Here is a 25,042-nt window from a genome sequence, read left to right on the forward strand (position 1 = left end):
TGCCTGTCCAAGGCTTTAAATCCATTGCATTCATAGTTGTTATCAATAGTATGAAAGATATAAAAAGCTTCATACTGTGCTCCTCGTATTTATATTTACTACTATTATAAAGATTTTAGGATTAAACATACTCATGGAAATAATTGATGATTCTTTCTTCAAGCCAGTATTTAGGTTTTAAAGGAGTTCCTTCTAGAAAACCGACGTGTCCACCGTTTTGGTAAATTTCAAGTTTAACGTAAGGTGAAATCTCATCTTCTTTTGGAAGTATTTCCGGTGTTGTAAATGGATCATCAATAGAGTGAATAAGAAGTGTGTTTGTTTTAATATGTTTTAAGAATTGTTTTGAGCTTGATTTTGTGTAGTAGTCCTGTGCAGATGCGAAGCCGTGAATGGGTGCAGTATAAGCATCGTCAAACTCCCAGAAAGTAGAGAGTTTTTTCACATCTTTTTTTTCTAAATTGATAAGGGATTTCATATCGTGTGTTTTATATTTTTGCTCTAGTGATCTGTTTAAATCTTTTAGAAGTAGATGCTGATAAACTCTTGAAAAGCCACGGCTCATTTGATTGGAACAAACGTCTAACTGTAGTGGTGCTGAAACAGAAACGGCTGCAGTTATAGGAGATGCATCCGCAGTTTCACCTAATAGTTTTAGCAAAACATTACCTCCCAAAGAGTAACCAACAGCAAAGATTTTAGAGTCGGTATATCTGTTTTGCAGACTCTTTATAAACTCCATTGCATCATCAGTTTTACCGCTATGGTAGGAGTTTGCTTTTATGTTCATTACACCAGAAGAACTGCGAAAATGTACAACTACACTGTCGTATCCGTTTTTATCTAACTCCCTCATTGTTCCTAATATATATGGAGATTTGTAAGAACCGGTTAGACCGTGAAAAAGTAAAACAATTGGTTTGCTGTTTGTTATATCTCTTTTGTTATACCAGTAGCACTCTATAAAATCTCCATCACTTAGCTCAAATTTTTCTATGTCAAAAGTATGATTTGGAATTTTTCTAAATATAGATGCATATAGAGTCTGGACGTGTCTGTTTTTTAGTAAAAAATTGGGAGTGAATAAGTTGCTCATAATGAAATCATAACGAACATTTTTAAAATTTATGAAAACAAAATATTCAGATGGCTATAATGATAGACTTTATAAAAAATGGTAGGTCGTTATGAAAAGAAAAAATATATATAATCCAGATTCTAAAGAGAATGTGAATGACAGAAAAGTATTTGGCGGAGATCCGACAGGTATATTTGAGTTAAACAACATCAAGTATCAGTGGGCATATAATCTTTGGGAAGTGATGCTAAACAACACTTGGTTTCCAAAAGAAGTTGATATGACTCGTGATGTTAATGACTACAAAAATCTTACAGAAAATGAAAAAACAGCTTACGATAAGGCTCTTTCCCAGTTAATTTTTATGGACTCACTACAAACAAATAATCTTATTGATAACGTAAACCCATATGTGACTTCTCCAGAAATTAATCTTATACTTGTTCGTCAATCATTTGAAGAAGCACTTCACTCACAATCTTACGCTGTAATGGTTGATAGCATCTCTACAAACTCGGCTGAGATTTATGACCTTTGGCGTCGTGATATGATGCTAAAGGGTAAAAATGATGCAATTGCAAGAGTTTACCAAGAACTTGCAGCTAACCCAACAGAACACAACTTTGTAAAAGCATGTTTTGCAAACCAGATTCTAGAAGGTATCTACTTCTACAGTGGTTTTACTTACATCTATACTCTTGCACGTTCAGGTAAGATGCTAGGAAGTGCGCAGATGATTCGTTTTATTCAAAGAGATGAAGTAACTCACCTTGTACTGTTCCAAAATCTAATCAACACTCTTAGAAAAGAGAGACCGGATCTTTTTACTGACAAGTTAAAAGAAGAAGTTATAGCTATGTTTAAAGAGGCTGTTCAACTGGAAAGTGAATGGGGTAAATATATTACTCAAGGGCAAATACTTGGGCTTACAAACGATATAGTTGAGCAATATATTAAATTCCTAGCAGATGAGAGACTTACTGCTGTTGGGTTTGAAAAACTTTATAATGTAACTAATCCAATAAAATGGGTTGATGATTTCGCAAAATTTAATGATCAAAAAACTAACTTCTTTGAAGGAACTGTAACTAATTACTCAAAGGGTAGTTTAACTTTTGATGAGGATTTTTAGTCGTTCTTAGCCATCTCATCCTTAAGAGCTTTAAATAGCACTTTATGGGTGTAGCGACTAAAGATATACTTTTTAGCATTAAAAAGTGTATCTAGCATAATCTTCCATAGTGTTGAAAAATTTTCATCACTCCTCACACTACACAACTGACCCTGTATTTGATGCTCAAGTTCAGATAGAGCTTTTGCGTGATGTACATATTGTTTAATAATACTGCACTCAATACCAATTTCTTGAAACTTTTCTATAAGCCTAATAATAGAAGCCTCTTTGTCTGTATAATCATCACTACTTATTGGCACAAGAATACCATCTTCTAAAAGCTGTTCTAAAAGTTCACTTTCAAAACCGTAATGCTCAATAAATTCTTCTTTAGTGTAGTGTTGTGCGCCAGCAGGGATATCACTAAGAGTCTGCATCAAAGGTGCAAGCATGGAAAAAGAACTCGATAGTGATTGATTTTTATGTTGCAAGGCAGTCTTTATCTGCTCATTTGAACTGCCCATTTCTGTTTGCATATATTTTATATATTTAATAAGTTCTATATGTTCATCATTGTATCTGTGAACATTAGATTTGATTTTTTTAGCTTCGGGCAGTAAACCCTCTCTGATGTAGTACAAAATCGTAGATTTTGGTACATTTGTCGATGCTACTAATTCTGATATTTTATATTCCAATTATTAATCCTATTAATACTGATATAAGAATTATACCCTATAATTTTAACGCTAAGTTCAGCTTAACGTTTTTAAAATTATAACTGTAATAACAAAAATAAGGAAAAAATATGGCACATATTAAACTACCGGAATTTGAAGATATGAGTCCTGCTATTCAAGATAAAGCAAGACCTATACTGGAAAAGACAGGAAAACTGGGCGAGATATTTAAACTTTTGGCAATTGATGAGAAAGTATATTTTGCAACTGATGTAATGATTCAAAAGTATCTGCTTGATGAGACTTCACTCTCTTACGATATTAAGGAATCCATAGCGCTCCTAATCTCAGTAGAAAACGGCTGTAAGATGTGTGTAGATGTACATAAGGGCATTGCAAAAATGCTTGGTCTATCAGATGAGAGAATCGAAGAAGTACTTCAAGGCGTAGATGCTATTCACACAAGTGATGAAGAAAAAGCACTTCTAAACTTCTGTATCAAAGCTTCTAAGAAAGATAATTACAAGGTTTTAAAAGAAGATATAGATGCACTTAAAGATATGGGTTATAGTGATACTCAGATAATTGAGGCCGTAGCAATTACTGGCTACTTTAACTATATAAATACTCTTTCAAATGTTTTTGCTCTAGGTCTATGATGAAAAATATATTTATACTGTTTTTTGTGCTTTTTTCAAGTCTTCAAGCAAAAGAGTACAAAGCTGTTTTTGATTGTAGCTCAGGGAATGCTCACTACATCAAAACTCGTATGTGGCTGATTGACAAGACTATGAGTATGATAGAAGAACGTGGGGATAAAGTAAATTTTGCCATTACTCTTCATGGCTCTTGCGTACCTATGATATCTAAAGAGTTTGATTTTATAGTTCCAGATAAGGATCTTGAAGATACACAAAAAGCACATGATTATTTAAAAGATTTGGCGACAAAAAGAGGTGTTAAGGTCATAGTATGTGCGATGAGTCTTGCATCTAATGCAATAGCTAGAAAAGATGTAGTTGATTTCGTTGATATTTCACCTAATAGCTTCATAGATACTATCGGCTTGCAAAATGATGGTTATGCGCTTATGACATTTAAGTAAATTTTTTATATTAAGAAGGTCACAAATGGTAAAGGAGATTACAAAATATCCAACAAAACCAAGTTTAGAGTTTGGTGCTAACGTTAGGTTTTTTAATGATGAGTTATTCGCATTGATTCAAGACCTAAAAGACACGATAGAAGTGAATAGCTTAGATGCACTTGCAGCATTTCAGATAGGTTCTCCTCTTAGTGTCATTGTAGTTAAAAAAGGTGGAGAGTTTTTAGAGCTTATAAACCCAAGAGTCCTAAAAAGAGAAGGCAGTGTTGAGCCTGTAGAGACTACTGCTTATTTTCCAGGGATGAGTGCTAAGACAAAGAGGTATGAGAAGATAACTCTGATGTATGAAGATAGAGATGCTACTCAGAAGTTTTTAGAAGCTGATGGAGAGTTGGCGATAACGCTTCAGAGAAAAGTAGACTATACCTTTGGTTCTCACTTTAGATTTAGACTAGATAAAGATGAACAAAAACTTTTTGACTCTAAGCTTGAGTTTGGCACAGATGCTATCACTAAGAATGACTGCCCTACAGTTTTCAAGAGAGATAGAATACTTCAAGTGTTTAAGTTTCTTTTTGTTTTTGGACTTCTTGGAGTAATGGCTGGCTTTTTTGTAAGTGAAGATAACTTATCGATTTTAGTGAGTACTGAAAACTATATCATGGCATCTATGCTTGGACTTGTTGTTGCCTACTTCTTTTATGCCCAATATGAAGGTAGACAGTACAAGCACTGTACATCTTGTCAGATAGGAAATATTATCGGGACTTGTATAATCTCACTACTAAAACTGTTAGCTTTGTTTTTAGCGAGTTATTTTTTACTATAGAGTTAAGATATAATTGTAATCTAAATTTATTTTTGGAGAAAGATTATTAACTCAAATAACGCAAATAACGAGAGTGAGTATAAGCTCTGCTCGCTTCTCTTTGATACAGTTACCCCTGACTATAACACTAACTTGCAAACACTGCTAAATCTTATAGATAAAACATCAGAAAAGTCCATTATCGTTGCTCCGGAAGTCTGTCTTACAAGTTATGACTATGATAATTTTGATGAAGCTCTAGAGTTTGCTCATGTAGCAAATAAGGCACTAAAAAAAGCATCACACAATAAGATAATCATTTTAACTATGATGGAAAAACGTGATGGCGAGGTATTTAACTTTGCCAAGATCTTTCACAATGGCAGAGTAGTCTATGAGAGAGCAAAAGCGAGACTATTTCGTTTTGGAGATGAGCATAAGTACATGAGTGAGGGAACAAATGAACCTATTGAAATAGTAGAAGTAGATGGTGTCAAGATTGGAATCCTAATTTGCTTTGAACTTCGTTTTAAAGATCTGTGGCAAAAGCTTGAAGGCTCAGATGTGATTGCCGTTCCTTCTTGGTGGGGAGTTTTAAGAATTGAGCACTTTGAAGTTCTTACCCAAGCACTAGCTATTATAAATCAGTGCTATGTAGTTGCCAGTGATTCACTAAATGCTGATTGTACTAAAATGAGTGGAATAATCACTCCTCATGGCAAAGCAGAGAGAAACGGGAATAAGCCTTGCTTAGAAGTAGAATATAGCAAAAGAGAAATCAGCATTATGAGAAAATATATGGATGTGGGAATAAAATAACTTGGACAGAATTACAGCAACTAAAACAGCAAGACTGGCAAATGAGTGCCACCAAAAATTTAGTCTTAGTGATGAAGTAAAACAAGCCATCGCTAACACTAACAGAGAGAAGTTTGTTCCAACAGGTTTTAAGCATAATGCTTATAAGCTAGATGCACTGCCTATGGGTTCAGCTCAATGGATAAGTTCACCTCTGACGGTTGCAAAGATGACTCAGTATTTAGAGCCCAAAGGTGCAGACAGAGTTCTAGAAGTTGGCTGTGGAAGCGGGTATCAAGCAGCAGTCCTCTCTCATCTGTTTCGTGGTGTTTTTACAATCGAGCGCATCGAATCACTGATGATAGAAGCAAAAACTAGATTTAGAGACTTAAAGATTAATAATATCCATACGAGAACCGATGATGGACAAAACGGCTGGATACAGTACGCTCCATATGACAGAATCCTCTTCTCCGCATCTACAAAAAAAGTTCCTCAGAAATTATTTGACCAGCTATCAGATGGTGGTATCTTGGTAGCTCCAATAGAGATAGGCTCCAAGCAAGTTATTACAAGTTTTAAAAAAAGAGGCTCAAGTATAGAAGTGACCGAACTTGAAGCATGTGACTTTGTTCCGGTTTTAGATGGAGTACAAAAATAACATAAACAAACATAAAGCACTGTTTTATTTAGATAATGATATTATAAAACAAAAGGATGTGCCATGTTCTACAAAAGTTTATTTATAGCCCTGTTTTTGTTTTTGTCACTGCTCCAAGCAGACTATATAACTGAGTATAAGATGGGTGATGAAGTTCAGACCTTTATGTACCGAGATGACAGTCATTCAAAATTAGTTAGTCATAGTGGTGGTGAAAAGAGTGAGATTTACCGTATAGGCAAGAAAGTCTATATAGTCAGTGGTAGTGATGGTGATAAACATATAGTTGATATTGATGACATGAAGTCTATGGCAAAGTCTATGGGATTTGATGCCTCTGGATATGTTAAAGATGCTAAAGAAGAAGCAAAAGATTACAAAATAATAAATACCGGAAAAAAAGTAACAGTTGGTGGAATTAGGGGTGAACTCTATACCATTAAAGGTAACTATGACGGTAAGCCTTATAAGCAAGACATTGTTATGAGTAATGACAAAAATGTTGTAAAATCAGTAAAAGCGATGTTTTCTCTTTTTAGTACCATGAGCACAATGGATAATTCAGATGATATGTTTGATGTCAAAAAAGGTTATGTGACGATTAAGAGTGATGGCATGGAGTTGAAATCATTTAAAAGAAAAAGCATTGCCAATAGTGAGTTTGAACTTCCTAAAAAAGCAAAAAAACAAGAGATGCCAAAACCTCAAACATCAAGAGATTCTAAAGAAGATGTCGATAAAGCTATAGATATGTTGAAGAGTTTTTTCTAAAAATTTATCTTATTAAGATTACTAGGCTGTCAAAATGTTAGTACTTGTAACGTTTTTATTATTGATAATTTTACTTTCTCGTGTTACGGAAGAGATGACAAAAATTCCATCGACACTGTCTGTAATAGTTTACTCTTTTGCAGTGTCGCTATTCTTTCCTGAACTATTTGAGATTAATTCTCAAGAGTTTGATGAGATTTTGTATCTGATGCTGCCGGTAATCCTACTCCCTGATATTTTAAATATCTCAATAAAAGAGCTGAAAAATCATGCCAAAGAGATATTTTATTTAGCCGTAGTTGCAGTTGTGCTGTCCATTGCTATTGCTACATTAGTAACACCCTACTTGCTTCCTGAGTATAGCTTGACTGCTGGAATGCTTGTAGCACTCTTTGCAATGCTTATGGCTACAGATGCTATAACGGTTGCATCTATAATGTCCAAATTTAAACTTCCTGAGCAACTGAAAATCTATGCTGAATCAGAATCACTTTTTAATGATGTGACAGCACTTATAATATTTTACTTTATAGCTCTGCCACTTATTACGGGAGGGGAAGTAACTCTTCTTTCTGTAAACTATATTTTGTTAAAAGTTTTAATACTTTCAACTGTTATCGGTGTTGCTGTGGCTTATGCAGGATTTTTGTTTATCAAAGTTCTGAAAAATCCTTTTGATCAGTTTGTAGTTATATATTTGGTTGTTATTATCTCATTTCTTCTAGCAGAGCATTTTCATATCGCAGGTATTTTATCTATAGTAGCATCTGCTCTAACCTTTAAGTCTCTTGTACAAAAAGAGACAAAAAATGAAACGCAGCGCCGTAGTAAAATCGGCGGTGTGCAAAGTGCTAAGGATCAAGAATCTATTCTAGAGCTAATAAAAAATGTTCCGGCTATAACAAAAAGAGAGTTTAGAGAGTATAAAAAAGAAGCGATGTTCATCGGTATTTTTGCAAATGCTATTGTTTTTGTTATTATCGCTAACATAATAGAACTCAGGTTTTTACTTACCTATTCCAAAGAGATTTTAATTGTATTTCTTATAACGACTCTTATTCGTTTTATGAGTGTATCTGCCCTTGTAGTAGCTATGAAGCTTCCATTTAGATGGGCTAAAACACTAACACTCTCAGGGACAAAGGGAGCATTAGCCATCATTATGGCGCACTCAATTCCTGAAAGTTTTATATATAAAGATATGTTTGAAGCCATTGTTATAGGAAATGTTTTGATAAGTACATTTTTTTATACTTTTGTGTTGATGTTTCATATAAAGTTTAACAAAGATGAGTACGCCTTAGATATGCAGGTAGATAAGCAAAGCTCAGATGCAGGAATACTAGAATATACAAAAAGTGTAGTTGATATACTTGAAAAAGATTCATTTACTCAAGCCTATAACAGGGCATTTATCGAAGATATTATAACAAATGAGTTAGCACGTGCCAGCCGTTATAAACTGGATCTTTCACTGCTAATATTAAAGCTATCAAAAACAGATGAAGAAAATAATGTAGATGCACTTGAAATTGTCGGAGATATTATCACAGAACATATCCGTACGAATGACTACTTCGGAAAGTTAGGTGAAGATGAGTATGTTATAGTTACTTCAAACACTTCTCTTGGTGGAGCGGTAATACTAGCAGAAAAGATCTCTCAGCAGTTTGATACGCAAGAAGTTGTTCACTCTAGTATGGAGTACTTTTTCGGTGCTACGCAGGCAGATGAGACAGATAGTATGGAAGCTGTTTTAGAAAAATTGAGAGAAGCACTCTCTCGCACAATTGGCAGTGACAGACACACGATAGAGATAGAAGTTTAAAAAGGCAATAGATGAAACAACTTTTATTGATGCTACTTTTGGCAGTAGCTCTTATATCTTCAACAGAGTTTGAAGAAGCGTATAAAATATATAAAGATGGAGATTTTGAAAAATCATTTGTACTTTTTAGTGATTTGGCAGAAGATGGAGATAATGATGCCGCTTATATTTTAGGATATATGTATGAGAACGGTGAGGGTTGCGAGGCTAGCGAAATACTATCAGCCAGATGGTATAAAATCTCTGCAAAAGGTTACTATGCTCAGACAAAACATGATACTTCAAGAGATATTGATAAAGAGCAGCGTAAGCTCTATAACACTATAAATAAATCAGATAACAGCGAGACGCAAGATACAATAAGACAGATTACACAATCACTCTATAGTCTAAAAGCATATAAGCCAAACTACTTTTTACCTGCAAGTTATCGTCATGATGGTCAGTATGCTAATACAAATGGACATAAAGCAGAAGATATTGAAACAGAGTTCCAGTTAAGTATAAAGTTTGACTTTGCGGCAAATCTGCTTGGGTTAAATGAGATATATTCAGTAGCATACACCCAAATAGCATTTTGGCAACTCTACTCAAAATCTGCCTATTTTAGAGAAACAAACTATAATCCGGAGTTTAGTATAAAGATACCTACTTCCGAACTTAGTGATGCTAAGTTTATAAAGGCTGTAAAGATAGCCTTGGAACATGAGTCAAACGGTAGAGGTGGGGTTGATGAGAGATCATGGAACTCTATAAGCGGTAGTTTTTACTTTCAGTACAAACCGATTTTCTCAGAGCTAAAACTCTGGTACAGATTACCCGATAACTTTGACTATAATCCAGACCTTATAGACTACATGGGACATGGGCATCTGAGGTTTATTCTGCCGTACGAGAAGCATCTTCTAGAGCTCCTGTTTAGACATAATTTTAGCGATGCAGGGGCAATAGAAGCTAACTACAGTTATCCTGTTTTTGGAAGAGAAGATTTGTTTTTGTATATGAAAGCCTTTAGTGGTTACGGTGAAAGCTTGATTGATTATGATAACTATATTAATAAAGTTGGAATAGGTTTTAGTATTTCAAGATAGCTATAATAAGTTTATAGTAGAATAACATTAATAAAAGAATACATTTTAAATTTGTTGGTATTTATAAGTAAAAGGAATAGTTGTGGAAAATGTTTATGGTATAGAGTATTCAAAACCAGAAGTAATTCTTATGCAAGATACAGGAATCGGTGTAGCTGAAACAGCGGCAAGAACTTGTTATGATTCATTTTCAAATAGTGAGAATGAAGTTATAAACTACATCGAAGACAATATGCCAGATGCTAAGATGTGTGACGATATAAATGATATCCAAGAGTCAAATCTGCTAGGTGATTTGGCTTGGACATATTTTCATCACAGCATCTTGGAACATGCAAACCTTAGCTTTTTGGTTCGTGGAACTTCGAGAGGTGTTCTTCAAGAGCATGCTCGTCATCGCATCCAAGCCATAAGTGTTAGAAGTACTCGCTATACGATGAGTTCTATTATCAATGCTTTTGTAGCATCTCAGGGTGACAAAGAGTTCTTTATAGACAAGATCTTAGGTTTTAATATGTTTGTAACTTGTGATGAGGGTTATAATAGACTTGAAATTTCAGGGATGTTTGATAAGTTGGCATACCAGCAGACTAAGGTAGAAAACTTTGAAGAGATATCTGTAGCAAAGAGCTCGCTTGACTTTCTAGAAGCGTTTAAAGGCAACTCGCAAGCGATGTTTGATGCCCTTCAAGATGGTAAAAAGAAACGTAATGTCGGAGATGCTTTTAAGCATATCATAACTGACAATGTGAAAGTTGATATGGTCGTAACTTTTAATCTCAGAAGTCTGAAAAACTATTTTACTCTTAGAGACAGCGGTGCGGCATTTTTCCAGATTCGATGGCTTGCACAAGAGATGATGAGAGTTACTCCTACAAAATACCTAAATCTTATAGTAAAAAAGAAGTAAAAATGTACAAATACCTTTTAGCAACACTGCTTATTTTTAGCGGATGTTCAAATATTACCTTTAATGCCTCAATGTGTGACAAGATAGCATCTGACCCTCAGGCTGTTATGCCAGAGGAGTGCAGAAACTACAATGAAGAAGAAGCACAAAAAGCATTTGACAAGACTAAGCACAAACAAAAGAGCAAAGAAGACATAGTAGAGTTTAGCAAAGAGTAGCAGTGAATCCAATCAAGACCATCTCTGTAAACTTACTCATACCATTTCTTGTTTCAGCTCTTTTTGCTGTAATAATTTACAATGCATCAAAAATACCTGAGATACTTTTTGACATCGTCCCATATCTTTTTTATGGGCTGAGCCTTCTAATCATCTGGGTATCGTGGCACTTTAATCGTAACAGATTCATATTTGTAATCTTGCCTCTTATTTTAATATATCTTGGATTTGAGTACTTTAGTGCTAAAAAAGCAACACTTCTATTTCTGTATGTATCTATGTTTTATCCGATTCATCTTTTAATATTTTTGGTTTTAAAAGAGAGAGGACTCTTCTCGTTCTGGGGTATCTTAAAGATAGGATTTTTCATTTTAGAGATAGCGATAGTCTTGTATCTTATCTACTATCCAAATGAGACTCTGCAGAATTATCTAAAGATAAAACTATTTGCCGCTAATTTTTACCCTCTAAAAGATGTCTCTATTGCTATTGGGATTTTTGTCTTGTTTGTTATGAGTGCTCTTGTTATGTTTGGCAGATACCTCTTATACAGCACAACTTTTTTGAATCTGCTTGTTGCTTTTTACCTCGCTCTTTTCTTTTTGAAAACTACTCATGCAACTGAAGTTGCTTTTTTATCTTTTTCAATTATTATTTTTATTCTTCTAATCCGAGAGTCATACCGACTCGCTTTTTATGATGAACTTACAGCTTTGCCTGGACGTAGAGCATTAGTAGAAGATATGGCAAAACTAGGAAGAAAGTATTCTTTAGCCATGTGTGATATAGACTTTTTCAAGAAATTTAACGACACCTATGGACATGATACCGGTGATGAAGTTTTAAAAATGGTAGCTTCAAAGTTTTCAGAGGTTAGCGGCGGCGGTAAAGCATACAGATATGGAGGGGAAGAGTTTGTTATTTTGTTTCCCTCCAAAGAGAGCGAAGAATCATTTGTTCATGTAGATGCTCTAAGACAAAATATAGCAAGCACACCGTTTAGTGTTAGAAACAAACAAAGTACCAAAAAAATATTTATAAATGTATCTGCGGGAATTACTCAATACACTACAAAAGACAAAGATCCTTTTGCAGTTATGAAGAGGGCTGATAATGCCCTTTACAAGGCAAAAAAAGCTGGACGAAATCAAGTTATTAAAGATTAGTATTTAAATGACTCACTCTTTAATACTCTAAGTTTAGTTACATCTTTATTGTCTTGGAGGTTTAGTTTCTTTGCTGCTTCATCAGATATTCTCTTTACTCCTAAAGTTATAGTGACTTTGTCCCCATCTTTTAAAGAGTAGTTAAATAGAATCTCTTTTTTTGCATAAATAAGAGAGTCTTTAAGAGTTTCGTTTGCTAGCCAAGGCATAACCTCTTTGCCATCCTTACCTAAAACTCTTGTAAAAATAAATGGCTCTAAAGCGATTAGTTTAGAATCTCTTAAGATGTTAACTTTTAATACGCCTTGTCTAAAAGATTGGCCAAAAAGAGCATGGTTAGATTTATTAATAACGTTAACACTAAAGCTATTTTCTTTTTTATCAACCTTAAACTCTATATATTCACCCATTGAATTGTTCATATGATAGATGCCGGCTATCCCGTGGTATGCGTGAGTTTTGCTCTCAATATTTGTAACTTTTGTTCCACTTACCTGAGGCATATGGCAAGTTACACAAGTGTTTTTATCATTTTTATCTATCATCGCGTCTAACATTGTTATATCAAAACTATGATCATTATTTGTGTGAGAGTGACAACCCATACAAACATTTCCGCTATAAAAGTTCTCATTGTTATAGTCTATTTTATGATAAGGTGAATTCTTTGAAACTTTTACAAGTCCAAAAAATGAACTCTCTGTTTCGTAGGTAGCTTGTGCGGAACCTTTTTTAGATTCCTCTGCTGTAAAAAACTCTCTTTGTTTGTTAGTTGTTATATTAGAGTTTGAGTGAGAACCTTCTTCAACATCTTTTATTGTATGACAATAAACACATGAGATAGGCTCTTCTCTTTGAATCTTGTTGTCTTTTAATAGACCTGTCTTCATAAGTTCAGTATCGCTTGGAGAGTGACATTTAGCACACGTGTAACCCTCTGGTGTTTTTGGATGCTTGTCCCAAAGTGCTTTATGTATTGGGTTGTTCTGAGTGGAAGCTTTACGATGAGAAGACTCATAATACTCCTCATAGATGAGAGGATGACACTTTTGACATACTTTACTTTCATTAGCATAAGCCAAAGAAGTGATAAACAGAAGTAGAGTCAAAGATAAAAAGTTTTTCATAATATAACCTTGTGGATTGATGATTTTGCGAAGTTTAGCATAAAGGAAAATATAAGTTATTAATATGTATCAAGATTAAGATGAGGTATAATTTCATCAATAATTTAAAAGGTAATTTTATGAGTTTAGAAAAAGAGTTAGAGCAAAGAAGTGGCGGTATTTGTGAGTTATGTGGAAGCAGTGAAGGACTTAGCGCTTTAGAAGTAGCACCTTCTGATGGAAGTGCTAGTCAAGCTATTTATGTATGTAGTATATGTTCATCACAGATTCAAAATCCAGATACTATGGATGAGAATCACTTTAACTGTTTAAATGACAGCATGTGGAGTGAAACGCCTGCCGTTGCTGTTGTATCTTACCGTCTTTTGAGTGCTTTTGGTCGTCAAGATCTAGTTGAGATGATGTATATGGAAGAAGATATTAAAGAGTGGGCAGATGCTGGCTTACCTGATGAAAATGCTTTGGTTTATAAAGATTCAAACGGTGTGATACTACAGGCCGGTGATACTGTTGTAATTACAAAAGATTTAGATGTTAAGGGGACTGGTTTTGTAGCAAAACGTGGTACTGCTGTTAGAAATATTGGACTTGTCACCAATGATTCTGAGCATATTGAAGGTCGTGTAAACGGTGTGAAGATTCATATCCTTACAAAATTTCTAAAAAAATCATAATATCTTTTCCAGAGGCTTATCATGAGTGATATAGAGTTTGATAAATTAAAAAAAAGTAACGAAGAGCTTGCCTATATTGTAAAGCATGCTGTTTCTGAAATTTATATATTAGACTTTGAAACACTAGACTACGTATTTGCTAATGATGGTGCGCTGCAAAATATAGGCTATACACTAGACGAACTGCTGAAGTTAAACGTTTATGATATTAACAAGACTTTAACACGAAAGCATGTTGAGAGCTTAAGAGCTTCATGTGCAATCAACGATAGTGTATCTAATATCTCAGAACACACCAGAAAAGATGGAACATCTTATACTGTTCAAGCTTCTATCCAATCTATTATCTACCAAGAGAAAAAAGCATACGTACTTTTTGACACAGATATCTCAAAGCTTAAAAAAGTTCAAAAAGAGTTACGTGAACAAAAAGACATACTCCATCATCAGGCTCATCACGATGCATTAACTGGTCTGCCAAATCGTATACTCTTTAATGATAGGTTATCCCAGGGCATAAAAAAGTCTAAAAGACATAATGAAATCTTAGCTCTTTTTTTTATAGACTTAGATCAGTTTAAACAAATAAATGATTCTCTTGGTCATGATACTGGAGATGTGGTTTTAAAAGAGGCTAGTAGGCGTTTTTCTTCAAAAATAAGAGAAGAAGATACTCTCTCTCGTCTTGGCGGAGATGAGTTTAGTGTTATTGCCGGTGGTTTAAAAGAAGCCAGCGAAGCTTCTGTCTTAGCAAACAAGTTTATAGAGTGTATGGCAGAGCCTATTGTAGTCGGTGCCCATACTCTCTACTTAACTTGCAGCATTGGTATTAGTTTTTATCCGCAAGATGGTCAAAGCGCAGAAAATCTTTTAAAGTATGCAGACGTTGCTATGTATAAAGCAAAAGATGAGGGAAGAAATAATTACCAGACATACTCATCAAAGTTAACAGAGCTGATGCATGAGCAGGTGACTATGAGAACCAGTCTGCACAAAGCACTGAAGAATGATGAATTTATTCTTAATTACCAGCCTCAGATAGACAGTATGACTGACAGAATCATCGGAATGGAAGCACTTATAAGATGGAATCATCCAGAGCTTGGAAGAGTTTCTCCTGCAAAGTTTATTCCTTTGGCTGAAGAGACAGGTTTTATAGTTGAGCTTGATAGATGGGTAATGCAAGAAGCTATGAGTAAACTGAGTTCTTGGTATGAGGAGGGTTTAAACCCTGGTATGCTGGCTCTAAACCTTGCTATGAAACAGATCCAAAAGAGTGACTTCTTAGAGTTTTTAAAAAATACTATGAAAGAGACAAATTGTTTGAGTGAGTGGATAGAGCTAGAGGTTACCGAGGGTGAGATTATGAAAAATCCTGATGAGTCGATAGCTACTCTCAAAGAGATTAACAAGCTTGGTATTACTTTGGCGATTGATGATTTTGGTACCGGGTATTCATCACTTTCGTACCTTAAAAAATTACCGGTAAATAAACTAAAAATAGATCAGTCTTTTATTAAAGATACACCTGATGATGAAGATGATGTTGCCATAACTAAAGCAGTTATAGCTTTGGCGAAGAGTTTGAAGATGAGTGTTATTGCAGAGGGTGTCGAAACGAAAGCACAAAAAGATTTTTTAATATTAAACGAGTGTCTTCAGATACAGGGTTATTACTACTCTCCACCTGTAGATGCACAAAAAATGAGAGATATGCTTATAGAGCAGAAAGAGAAAGAGGCTTAGATGCAAGCACAAGAACGTTTTTATAAAATAGATAAAGACTTTAGGAATCCATTCGCGAGAGATAGAGATCGTATAATTCACTCAGGTAGCTTTAGAAAGCTCGAATATAAGACACAGGTTTTTTTAAATCAAGAGGGCGACTTTTTTCGTACTCGTTTGACTCACTCTATAGAAGTCTCACAAATCGCACGCTCTATTACATCGCATCTGGGACTAAATGAATCTTTAGCTGAGGCAATAGCTCTGGCGCATGATTTAGGACATACTCCATTTGGTCATATTGGTGGAGACACGCTTGATGAGTGTTTAAAAGCAGAGGGTTTTAAAAATGGTTTCGAGCATAATTTTCAAAGCTTTAGAGTTGTCTCATCGTTAGAGAAAAGATATAAAGGTTTTGACGGATTAAACCTTACTTTTGCAACATTAGAGGGAATTCTTAAGCACTCATATCCATATAAGAAAAGCTTTTTACCATCCTGGATAGATGAGCAGTTTAACTTGGAGACACATCCATCGATAGAAGCTATGGTTGTTGATCGTGCTGATGAGATAGCATATATGAGTCACGATATTGATGATGGGATAAACTCAGGGCTTATCAGCTTTGATGATCTTAAAGAGAGTGCTTTAATCTGTGAAGTTTTAGAGAAGGTTAAAGAGGAAGGTATATCAGAAGATGAAGATGAGATGTTTCGTTATCGTTTTAGTTCTCATCTCATAAACCATCTTGTATATTCACTTCTGGACTACTCAAAAGATAAAATAGACAACACCTCTATACTTAGTTCTACACTTAATAGTAGTGAGAGCATCCCTGTAGGTTTTAGCCCAGAGTTAGAGACAAATATCAAAAAGTTAAAAAAACTGCTCTTTAACAAGCTATATCAGCATCAAGATATAGTTGTAAAGATGTTCGCTGGAAAGCAGGCTATAAAAGGACTATACAGCGCATTAATGGAAGAAGAAAAGATGTTGCCAAAATTTTATTATACGCAATTAAATACAAGAAAAAAACATAGAGTGGTAGCTGATTGTATCGCTCACATGAGTGATAGATACGCTCTTAGTTTTTATAATGAAATGTACGGAAAGTTATAATTATATAGTTCTTTATATAATTATATATATGGCAGATGCAAACTAAGTACCTTTACCTAACTCTTCTAGCTATATCTTCCCTTGCATATTTTGAGCTTTCAGAGGCTCAAAAAGATACAAAACCTCCTAAAACGTTCACAAAACTAGAGATTATAGAGTTCGCTAGAATAAAGCATAATTTTACTGATAAAGAAAAAAACTATATCGCTTATAAAGATATAATTGCTAAAAAATACAAAGTAAAAAAACGTCCTATTACTATAACTCAGACAACAATTGTAGATGTACCAGTCGCACAAGCTATAGAAGAGAAACCTAAAGAAGTAATTAAAAGTGAAGTAAGTAAAGACACAAAAGAGTTAACAAAAGAAGATAAAGATATTGCGAGTATTATAGCAAGCGATGATGTTGATGGACAATTTAATGAGATAAAAAATATACGTGAGGCTCTTTTAAAAAACCCAAGAGTACCAAAGTGGATAAAAGATAGTATAAGAGCTTTAAGTGCGCTAAGAGATGAGTACGATATTGATATTGGTTTTTCGTATAGAGGTGTGGCTCAATCAGATTTAATATCCAACAGTAGTGGTGTGGGAAGCAATATGGATCTTATCGCGATGTACAAACCAAATGAAAACTCAAGCGTAGGTTTTAACCTAAATGCAAGGCACCAAGTTGGAGATAATTCAAGTTCAACTTTTGCACAAGAGATAGGCTCACTATATACAACTTCTCCTGCATATTCAGATAGAGATATTTTGGTATCTGAGTTTTGGTATCAGTATAAGATAGATGCCTTATCTATGAGACTAGGGGTTGTTGATCCAGGTTCTTTTATAGACAACTCGTTTTTCAAGAGTTCTAGCAACTACTTTTTTAGCTCATCTATCTCTTCTACTCCTTATTCTTTAGTGCCTAATAATGGTCTGGGAATAGGCATGAAGTATGTAAAACCAAGCTTTTTCATCTCTGGACAGTTGAGTGATTCAGATGCAAAAGCTGGTGAATCTATGGATAGTGTTCTAAACAATGACTTATCTCTGTATAGTGCAATCGAGTTTGGAATAACACCAAAAAATAATAGATACTATCTAACTCTTTGGCATAGAGAGAGGGAGAGTAGCAACGCAGCTACTGGTGCTATTGTATCACTGAATCAAACTCTCGATGAGCTTAACAAGGTATTTGCAAAGTATGCATTCTCAAATGAAGCATCTGCTACGCAGTACATTTCACTTGGCTGGGGTAGAAAAAATTTCTTAGATAAAGATGATAAAGTTGGCCTTGCTTATTCTGCAAGTGAGTCAAAAACAAATCAAGAGATACAAAATACTCTTGAAATGTTTTACAGGTATGATTATTATCACGGTATTCAGATAAGTGCAGATATCCAAATATTAAATCCTATATACTCTAGTGAGGATTTAGCGATACTTCCAGGAATGAGGCTAAGAATTATTTTTTAGAGTATTTAACCTGCTTCAAACAGAGCCTCTATATATTAGATACTCTGTTGATTAACTCTTTTGTACTGGCATCTATGGTGATGATATTATCTTTTATTGTTTCTATAGATATCTTAGTCTCTTGCATTTTTTGAATTTGCATTTTTGTTAAATCTCTTGAATCGTAAGCTTCATCTTTGATAAGTTGAGAGTTTTCTGTATCTTCCAAGCCCTTCTGGTGAGTGTTCTCAATCTCTGAACTAGATTGCATTAGGCTTTTTTGCAGTATTGTTGATATATCAACAAGTTCAAGTGCAGACTTGGCATTTTCTTCTACGCTTGTACTTGCTTCTGAGATGCTCTGAACTATGACATTTACACTTGCATTTATCTCTGTTAAAGCTCTTTGAGTATTTTCTGCAAGTTTTCTAACTTCATCTGCTACTACAGCAAATCCACGTCCATGTTCACCTGCACGAGCTGCTTCAATAGCTGCATTAAGTGCTAGTAGATTAGTCTTGTCAGATATATCGGAGATTATATTTAGAATGTTTTTAATATCTTCAGCATTTGCTGTTAGAGAGTGTAAGTTTTCACTAACTGCTATCTCACCTTCATGAGTATGTCTAATCTGATCTTCAAGTGTAGCCATCTTAGCAACAGACTCGCTTATCTGCTTAGAAACATTGTTTAAACTCTCAAGAACTTCATTTGAAAACTCCAAATTATTATCAGATTGATGAGTTATTACATCTAGCTTATTGGACACTTGTGTAGCTAGCTTTTCTCCTGTGTTAAAATCACTTTCTAATGTTTTAACACTGTTTTGTAGCTGATGAAGTTTTGAAGAGATCTCATTTGACGCATCTGTTAATTGTGTTGCTTCGCTTACCTTATCAGTAAATTCATTAATAAGTTCAACCATATGTTTATATTCACTGGAGAAGTTTAGTTTAAGATCTATTTTCTTTCCAGATTTAAAGTTTGAAAGACTATCTATTATCTTTTTTGCTACATCAACACCATTTATCTTTTCATCTAAATCATGTATAACTATAACAACTGCAATAATTAGTTGAACAATTTGTGAAATCAGATTATCGGTAAAAACGAAAGCATTTATAACAAGTAAGACGATACCAATCCAGTGAACTAGTCTCATGCGAAGAAAAAGAGAACTCATAAAAACCCCTTAAATTAAATTACAGGTATTATATCATGAAACTTTAGTAATGAAAAAAATGTTTATTTAAGTTTGTTAAAAGATGGAAAAATTAGAGTTTTTGATAGAAGATAAACTAAGCCCGAAGGCTTTAGCTTATTATAGGCGTGATTCGTAACGTCTCATCATATAAAGACGCTTAAGCATTTTCTTACGAGATGCTATTTTGAACTTCTTACGCTTTTCAGTTTCAGTCTCATGGAAACGACGAGCACGAGCTTCAGTAACTATTAAGTTACGGTCAGTCTGCTTCTTGAAACGGCGGTAAGATGCATCAAAGTTATCATCACTACGTAGTACGATACCTGGCATATCACATCACCCACTTTCTTTAAAATTTTGGAACGGAATTATAACATAATGTTTCTTTATTACAAAGTTTATTTTTTTACAACAAGTATATCTTCTAGTTTTCAACCTAAATTACATAGAATTTTGAAATTTAATAGTGAATATTGATTCATGTCAATACACTATTTTTTTAAATAGGATAAAATTTGTCTGATTTAAAAATACTAGAGCGTAATGCGCTCTTACCAAAGGAAACAAAATGAAAAAAATCATTTTATTAATCGCGTTAACATTAGGTGCTCTTCAAGCTGACAACATCGTATCTTATGATACTAAAGATACAAAAGAGCCGGTTAGCAAACCTAATCATCCAAGTACAGAAATATACTAATCATATAGATCTGATTTTATTCTTCCTCCTAAAGCAGACTCTTCTGAGTTTGCTTCAATCAAAATACTTTTAAAATAGATCAATTATATATATTTTTTTTAATGTTTGTACTGCAAAAAAAGAGATATATTGTTGTCAACAACCTAAAATACATAGAATTTTGAAATTTAATAGTGAATATTGATTCATATCAATACACTATTTTTTTAAATAGGATAAAATTTGTCTGATTTAAAAATACTAGAGCGTAATGCGCTCTTACCAAAGGAAACAAAATGAAAAAAATCATTTTATTAATCGCGTTAACATTAGGTGCTCTTCAAGCAGATAGTATTGTGACTTATGACACTCAAGATACAAAAGAGCCAGTTAGCAAACCTAATCATCCAAGTACAGAAATATATTAATCATATAGATCTGATTTTATTCTTCCTCCTAAAGCAGACTCTTTGGAGTCTGTTTAACTCACCGCATTTTTTAAACTTATAGCTTTAATTGACGAAAGAAGTAAGTATATTATAGATATAATCACATTATGATTACCCAAGACTCCATAGAAGCCCTAAAAGCACGCCTTGATATTGTTGATGTTGTAGGCTCATACGTGGAGTTGAAAAAAGCCGGTGCAAACTATAAAGCACCGTGTCCTTTTCATGATGAAAAATCACCATCTTTTGTTGTAAGCCCTTCTAAGGGTATATACCATTGTTTTGGTTGTGGTGCGGGTGGTGACAGCATCAAATTTACAATGGAATACGAAAAACTTAACTATCCTGAAGCATTAGAAAAACTAGCAAATAACTATAATTTTACACTCTCTTATACTGATAACAAACATAACAAGCCTCGCTCACAAGTTATGGATAAGCTGAGTGAGTGGTACCAAAATCTTTTGACTTCAAAACCAGAGGCTCTTTCTTACATCAAAGAGCGTGGCATCTATGAGAGTAGTGTTGAGAAATTTGGAATAGGCTATGCTCCTGATTCAAATGCTACTATTAATTACATAAAATCTCAACTATTTAGTGTGAATGAAGCTGTAGATATGGGAGTTATAGGCTATGATAGTGGAAGAAATTTTGCTAGATTTATAGAACGCATAACTTTTCCTATTCACTCGGCAAATGGTTCAATTGTCGGTTTTGGTGGAAGGACAATTACAGGTCATCAAGCAAAATATGTAAATTCTCCTGAGACAGCTTTTTTTAATAAGTCTCGACTTTTATATGCATATCACCATGCCAAACAAACACTTCATAAAACAAAAGAGATAATCATAACAGAGGGTTATCTAGATGTTATTATGTTGCATCAGGCCGGATTTACAAATGCTGTAGCTACACTTGGAACAGCTCTAACTCAAGAGCATCTACCACTTTTGAGAAAGGGTGAACCAAGAATTGTAATGGCCTATGATGGAGATAAAGCTGGTCGTGCGGCTGCATTGAAAGCATCTAGACTGCTTAGTGCCGGTGGTTTTAATGGTGGTGTTGTTATTTTTGGAGATGGTCTTGACCCAGCTGACATGGTACACAAGGGTGCAGTTGAAGAGTTGGCTACGATGTTTAGATCTGCGAAACCGTTTATTGAATTTGTTTTAGAAGAGATACTTTCACTGTATGACCTTCGTGATCCAAAGGCGAAAGAGGAGTGCATGCAAGATGGCATCGGCTATCTTAAGACGCTCTCACCAATTTTACAAGAAGAGTATAAAACATTTCTTGCATCTCGTTTGGGAGGCTTGGGCATTAGTCCATCACTTGTTAGATTTTCTCAAGCACCAACTAATAAAAATACGCCACTTATTCAAAAAAACACCCATAAAGACATGTGGGAACTAAGTTTGATCAAAACAGTTCTTGAGCATCCTGAGTTAGTTGACCAGATGTTAGACGTTCTTGACCCATCACTTTTGCAGTTTCACTCACGAGAGTTTGCATTATCTCTACAAGGCAGATTGGACGAGCCTTCTTTGATGGCAATATCGATTGATGAACAGATACAGCCACTGAGAGATGAAGAGGCCTTAAAAGCTGAACTTATTGCATTTTTAACTAAACATTATGAGAGAGAGTTAAGAAAGATAAACACACAAGCTTCTTTGTCGTTTGAGCAAAAAGCTTTTTATATTCGTAAATTTCGTGGAAAAATATCAAAATTAAAACGCGGCGAGTTAGTAGCTTTCAAGGATTGATGATGCGTATTTTATGGTTAGCTATTTTAATAAGTTTAGAACTTTTATCGGCTAGCATAGATTTTAGCGAAGAAGAGAAACTTTGGATGGAGCAAAATAGAGTCGTAACTTATGTCGGTGATCCTGATTGGCTTCCCTTTGAAGCGTTTGATGATAAAGGCAACTATGTAGGTATTGTTGCTGATTTACTAAAGCATATAGAAAAAATAACCCCTTTAAAATTTAAAATCATGAGAACTAGCTCTTGGCAAGACTCCATAGAAACAATGAAGTCAAAGCAGGTAATGATGATGTCACAGAGTAAAGATTATAATACGCAAACGACAGAGCTTCTTAGTGAGATCTACTATAAAAACCCAATAGTTATAGTAATGAATCATAAACAACGTTATGTCTCATCGCTTTATAATATTAAAGATAAAAAAATTGCGATTAGTTCTACAGAAGGTTTTTTTAAAAAAATAAAAGAAAAATATCCTGCTATAAAGTTCGTAGAGGTCAAATCAATAAAAGAAGGTCTGCAAAGTGTTGTATTTGGGAAAAGCGATGCCTTTGTAAATACACTAGCCCAAACTAGTTATGCTATAGCAAAGCGTCAGCTAAACGACTTGCGAATCGTAGGACGTACAGATATGTACACAGAATTAGGTTTTGGCATCTCATCAGAGCATCCACTCTTAAAGAGTATTATGAACAAGGCACTCAATAATATAGATCCAAATATTCAAAACGATATTTTATCAAAATGGATTCAGCAGAAGTATGTAGAAAAACCTGATTATACTGCTTTTTTTGTAGCCTTGGGTGTTTTTTTTGTTATAGCTGTTATAGTCTTGATTCTTTATATAAAAGTTCAAAAAGAGACAGAGGCAAAGATTCATGCACAATATAAGATGCTAGAACAGCAGAGTAAAATGGCATCTATGGGTGAGATGCTCGACGCTGTTGCTCACCAGTGGAAGCAACCACTAAATGCTATTTCCATGTATCTTGATTTGATGAAAGAAGATTTCGATGATGGAATTGTAGACCGTGCTTACATAGATGAGATGCAAAAAGCCACTCACTCTCAAATAACACATATGACAACTACTCTTAGTGAGTTTAGAAACTTTTTTCGTCCTAACGCAGATGTAGTAGAGTTTAATCTTTTACAAAATATAGAGTCTGTTTTACTTCTTACTAAAGATGAGTTTTTGAAAAACGATATAAATATAGAAGTTGATGTAGATGCGAATATAACTATCAAAGGTAATGAGAATGAGTTTAAGCATCTGGTGTTAAATATTATAAACAATTCAAAAGACGCTTTTAATGAAAATGATGTGAAGAATCGTAGTATATTTATCAGAGCAACCAAAAATGAAGAAGCTGTGAGTATGGAGATAGAAGATAGTGCAGGTGGAATTCCTGAGAATGTTATAAAACGTATTTTTGAGGCTAATTTTACGACTAAATCAGCATCTAAAGGTACAGGAATAGGACTTTATATGAGCTCACAAATAGTAGAGAAAATGGGCGGTAAACTAAGTGTTGAAAATATCAATAATGGGGCATGTTTTTTCATTAATTTTAGTATTAGTTAATTTAATGATAAAATTTCAAAATTAGAACAAGGAAAAAAATGAAAGCAATAGCACTTTTTAGTGGTGGGTTAGATTCAACTTTGGCTATGAAGTTAATCATAGATCAAGGAATTGATGTCTTGGCTGTAAATATCTCTACAGGTTTTGGTAGTACAAAAGATAGACTTGAACATATGCAAAATATGTGTGACCAAGTTGGTGCAGAACTTAAAATTATTGATATTCAGAGTGAGTTCTTACAAGATGTATTGTTTGATCCAAAACATGGTTATGGAAAAAATTTCAATCCTTGCATAGATTGTCATGCTAAAATGTTTGCCGTTGCAAAAAGAATCATGGAAGCGGAAGGTGCAAGCTTTTTGGTAAGTGGTGAAGTTATGGGACAACGTCCTATGAGTCAAAACAAAGAAGCTCTACAAACAGTTCTAAATGAGAGCAACTGTGAGGGTCTTCTTCTTCGTCCCATGTCTGCAAAGATGCTTGATCCAACTATAGCAGAGCAAAATGGCTGGGTAGACAGAGAGAAGCTAGAGGGCATCACTGGAAGAAGCCGCGACAGACAGTTAGAGTTAGCAAAAGAGATAGGTCTCGCTGATTTTGAATCTCCTGGTGGCGGATGTCTCTTAACTGATGAGAACTTTGCTAAAAAAATGCTTGATTTTATCAAGTATGATAAGTTTGAAGTAAGAGATATTCCTGTAATGAAATTTGGTCGCCACCTTCGTCTGAGCGATGGTGCCAAGCTTGTAGTAGGTAGGAACAAAGAAGAGAATGGTTACTTACAAGATATAGATAATGACAAGTTCTATCACGTAAAAACTATTGGAGTTCCAGGTCCACATGCACTACTGAGCAAAGATGCTAGTGATGAAGACAAAGAGTTGGCAAAAAAAGTGATTTTAACTTACTGTAAAGCAAAACCACAAAACAGTTATACTCTTAGTTTAGATGGTTCAGAGAGTCAAAGCTCCCCATATGCATCTAGAGATGAGATACAAGCTTTTACAATTTTATAAATCTTTGTTATACTAATGCAATTC

The 25,042-nt window shown here is 34.5% G+C and carries 26 protein-coding genes; 21 read left to right on the forward strand and 5 right to left on the reverse strand.

All coding sequences use genetic code 11. From position 1 onward, the window contains the following. Positions 1–121: 121 nt before the first annotated feature. Entirely contained in the window at positions 122–1,096 is a 975-nt protein-coding gene (locus tag SMGD1_RS06315) for a hydrolase (protein ID WP_008335948.1), read from the reverse strand. A gap of 91 nt (positions 1,097–1,187) precedes the next feature. On the opposite strand from SMGD1_RS06315, the gene SMGD1_RS06320 reads away from it, so the two are divergent. Continuing rightward, positions 1,188–2,210, forward strand: a complete 1,023-nt coding sequence (locus tag SMGD1_RS06320) for a ribonucleotide-diphosphate reductase subunit beta (protein ID WP_008335502.1) — start codon at positions 1,188–1,190, stop codon at positions 2,208–2,210. Here SMGD1_RS06320 and SMGD1_RS06325 read toward each other — a convergent pair. After that, on the reverse strand, positions 2,207–2,890 hold the full coding sequence (locus SMGD1_RS06325) for a MerR family transcriptional regulator (RefSeq protein ID WP_008335162.1): 684 nt from the start codon (positions 2,888–2,890) through the stop codon (positions 2,207–2,209). The two genes, SMGD1_RS06320 and SMGD1_RS06325, sit on opposite strands and share 4 nt — an antisense overlap. Positions 2,891–3,000: 110 nt before the next feature. Here SMGD1_RS06325 and SMGD1_RS06330 point away from each other — a divergent pair, with 110 nt between their 5' ends. The 11 genes from SMGD1_RS06330 (at position 3,001) to SMGD1_RS06380 (ending at position 12,228) form a co-directional block, all read left to right on the forward strand. After that, positions 3,001–3,531 carry a carboxymuconolactone decarboxylase family protein gene (locus tag SMGD1_RS06330; protein ID WP_008335958.1) on the forward strand — a complete coding sequence of 177 codons (531 nt, stop codon included), beginning with the start codon at positions 3,001–3,003 and terminating at the stop codon, positions 3,529–3,531. Further along, a complete protein-coding gene (locus tag SMGD1_RS06335) occupies positions 3,531–3,977 on the forward strand; it encodes a DsrE family protein (RefSeq protein ID WP_008335243.1) in 447 nt (148 codons plus the stop codon). The genes SMGD1_RS06330 and SMGD1_RS06335 overlap by 1 nt, the downstream gene beginning before the upstream one ends. 25 nt (positions 3,978–4,002) lie before the next feature. After that, complete coding sequence (locus SMGD1_RS06340; protein ID WP_008335374.1) at positions 4,003–4,806, forward strand: peptide deformylase; 804 nt, start codon at positions 4,003–4,005, stop codon at positions 4,804–4,806. Between the two features lie 45 nt (positions 4,807–4,851). Beyond that, the gene (locus SMGD1_RS06345; RefSeq protein WP_262823906.1) at positions 4,852–5,604 is read left to right on the forward strand and encodes a carbon-nitrogen hydrolase family protein; all 753 of its coding nucleotides are present in this window, start codon (positions 4,852–4,854) and stop codon (positions 5,602–5,604) included. A gap of 1 nt (position 5,605) precedes the next feature. Further along, positions 5,606–6,244 (forward strand): protein-L-isoaspartate(D-aspartate) O-methyltransferase, encoded by a 639-nt coding sequence (locus tag SMGD1_RS06350; protein ID WP_008336309.1) that lies wholly within the window; start codon positions 5,606–5,608, stop codon positions 6,242–6,244. 63 nt (positions 6,245–6,307) lie between these two features. Beyond that, complete coding sequence (locus SMGD1_RS06355; RefSeq protein ID WP_008335000.1) at positions 6,308–7,015, forward strand: hypothetical protein; 708 nt, start codon at positions 6,308–6,310, stop codon at positions 7,013–7,015. A 34-nt stretch (positions 7,016–7,049) separates the two neighbouring features. Beyond that, positions 7,050–8,843, forward strand: coding sequence for a cation:proton antiporter domain-containing protein (locus SMGD1_RS06360; protein WP_008335239.1), 1,794 nt, complete (start codon positions 7,050–7,052; stop codon positions 8,841–8,843). 11 nt (positions 8,844–8,854) lie between these two features. Then, positions 8,855–9,934 carry a phospholipase A gene (locus SMGD1_RS06365; protein ID WP_008336522.1) on the forward strand — a complete coding sequence of 360 codons (1,080 nt, stop codon included), beginning with the start codon at positions 8,855–8,857 and terminating at the stop codon, positions 9,932–9,934. Between the two features lie 82 nt (positions 9,935–10,016). Next, positions 10,017–10,844, forward strand: a complete 828-nt coding sequence (locus SMGD1_RS06370; RefSeq protein ID WP_008336282.1) for an FAD-dependent thymidylate synthase — start codon at positions 10,017–10,019, stop codon at positions 10,842–10,844. Between the two features lie 2 nt (positions 10,845–10,846). Beyond that, the gene (locus tag SMGD1_RS06375; RefSeq protein WP_008336186.1) at positions 10,847–11,062 is read left to right on the forward strand and encodes a hypothetical protein; all 216 of its coding nucleotides are present in this window, start codon (positions 10,847–10,849) and stop codon (positions 11,060–11,062) included. 2 nt (positions 11,063–11,064) lie between these two features. Then, the gene (locus SMGD1_RS06380; RefSeq protein WP_008335022.1) at positions 11,065–12,228 is read left to right on the forward strand and encodes a GGDEF domain-containing protein; all 1,164 of its coding nucleotides are present in this window, start codon (positions 11,065–11,067) and stop codon (positions 12,226–12,228) included. Here the strand turns inward: SMGD1_RS06380 and SMGD1_RS06385 are convergent. Next, positions 12,225–13,355, reverse strand: coding sequence for a multiheme c-type cytochrome (locus tag SMGD1_RS06385; protein WP_008336774.1), 1,131 nt, complete (start codon positions 13,353–13,355; stop codon positions 12,225–12,227). The genes SMGD1_RS06380 and SMGD1_RS06385 overlap by 4 nt on opposite strands. Before the next feature lie 119 nt (positions 13,356–13,474). On the opposite strand from SMGD1_RS06385, the gene SMGD1_RS06390 reads away from it, so the two are divergent. The 4 genes from SMGD1_RS06390 to SMGD1_RS06405 are packed head-to-tail and all read left to right on the forward strand — an operon-like array spanning position 13,475 to position 18,339. Next, a complete protein-coding gene (locus SMGD1_RS06390) occupies positions 13,475–14,029 on the forward strand; it encodes a PhnA domain-containing protein (RefSeq protein WP_008335960.1) in 555 nt (184 codons plus the stop codon). Positions 14,030–14,050: 21 nt separating this feature from the next. Further along, a complete protein-coding gene (locus tag SMGD1_RS06395) occupies positions 14,051–15,775 on the forward strand; it encodes a sensor domain-containing protein (protein WP_008336020.1) in 1,725 nt (574 codons plus the stop codon). Beyond that, positions 15,776–16,873 (forward strand): deoxyguanosinetriphosphate triphosphohydrolase, encoded by a 1,098-nt coding sequence (locus SMGD1_RS06400; protein ID WP_008340936.1) that lies wholly within the window; start codon positions 15,776–15,778, stop codon positions 16,871–16,873. Between the two features lie 35 nt (positions 16,874–16,908). Then, entirely contained in the window at positions 16,909–18,339 is a 1,431-nt protein-coding gene (locus SMGD1_RS06405; protein ID WP_008334983.1) for a porin, read from the forward strand. A 28-nt stretch (positions 18,340–18,367) separates the two neighbouring features. Here SMGD1_RS06405 and SMGD1_RS15010 read toward each other — a convergent pair whose 3' ends face one another. Both SMGD1_RS15010 and rpsU read right to left on the reverse strand, forming a co-directional pair. Then, positions 18,368–19,501: a methyl-accepting chemotaxis protein gene (locus SMGD1_RS15010; protein WP_008335491.1), complete on the reverse strand. Its 1,134-nt coding sequence runs from the start codon at positions 19,499–19,501 to the stop codon at positions 18,368–18,370. A 138-nt stretch (positions 19,502–19,639) separates the two neighbouring features. Next, positions 19,640–19,852: a 30S ribosomal protein S21 gene (gene rpsU / locus SMGD1_RS06415; RefSeq protein ID WP_008340937.1), complete on the reverse strand. Its 213-nt coding sequence runs from the start codon at positions 19,850–19,852 to the stop codon at positions 19,640–19,642. Between the two features lie 238 nt (positions 19,853–20,090). Between rpsU and SMGD1_RS15015 the strand changes: the two genes are divergently transcribed. From SMGD1_RS15015 to SMGD1_RS06430, 5 genes are all read left to right on the forward strand, one after another. Then, entirely contained in the window at positions 20,091–20,222 is a 132-nt protein-coding gene (locus SMGD1_RS15015; RefSeq protein WP_008336805.1) for a hypothetical protein, read from the forward strand. 275 nt (positions 20,223–20,497) lie between these two features. Continuing rightward, positions 20,498–20,629, forward strand: a complete 132-nt coding sequence (locus tag SMGD1_RS15020; RefSeq protein WP_008335435.1) for a hypothetical protein — start codon at positions 20,498–20,500, stop codon at positions 20,627–20,629. A gap of 128 nt (positions 20,630–20,757) precedes the next feature. Next, a complete protein-coding gene (gene dnaG, locus SMGD1_RS06420) occupies positions 20,758–22,416 on the forward strand; it encodes a DNA primase (protein WP_008335182.1) in 1,659 nt (552 codons plus the stop codon). A gap of 2 nt (positions 22,417–22,418) precedes the next feature. Next, the gene (locus tag SMGD1_RS06425; RefSeq protein ID WP_008336756.1) at positions 22,419–24,002 is read left to right on the forward strand and encodes an ATP-binding protein; all 1,584 of its coding nucleotides are present in this window, start codon (positions 22,419–22,421) and stop codon (positions 24,000–24,002) included. A gap of 38 nt (positions 24,003–24,040) precedes the next feature. Continuing rightward, positions 24,041–25,018, forward strand: a complete 978-nt coding sequence (locus SMGD1_RS06430; RefSeq protein ID WP_008336593.1) for an argininosuccinate synthase domain-containing protein — start codon at positions 24,041–24,043, stop codon at positions 25,016–25,018. The last annotated feature ends 24 nt before the right edge of the window (positions 25,019–25,042 follow it).

The sequence above is a fragment of the Sulfurimonas gotlandica GD1 genome, from assembly GCF_000242915.1.
In the GTDB taxonomy this organism is placed as follows: Bacteria; Campylobacterota; Campylobacteria; order Campylobacterales; family Sulfurimonadaceae; genus Sulfurimonas; species Sulfurimonas gotlandica.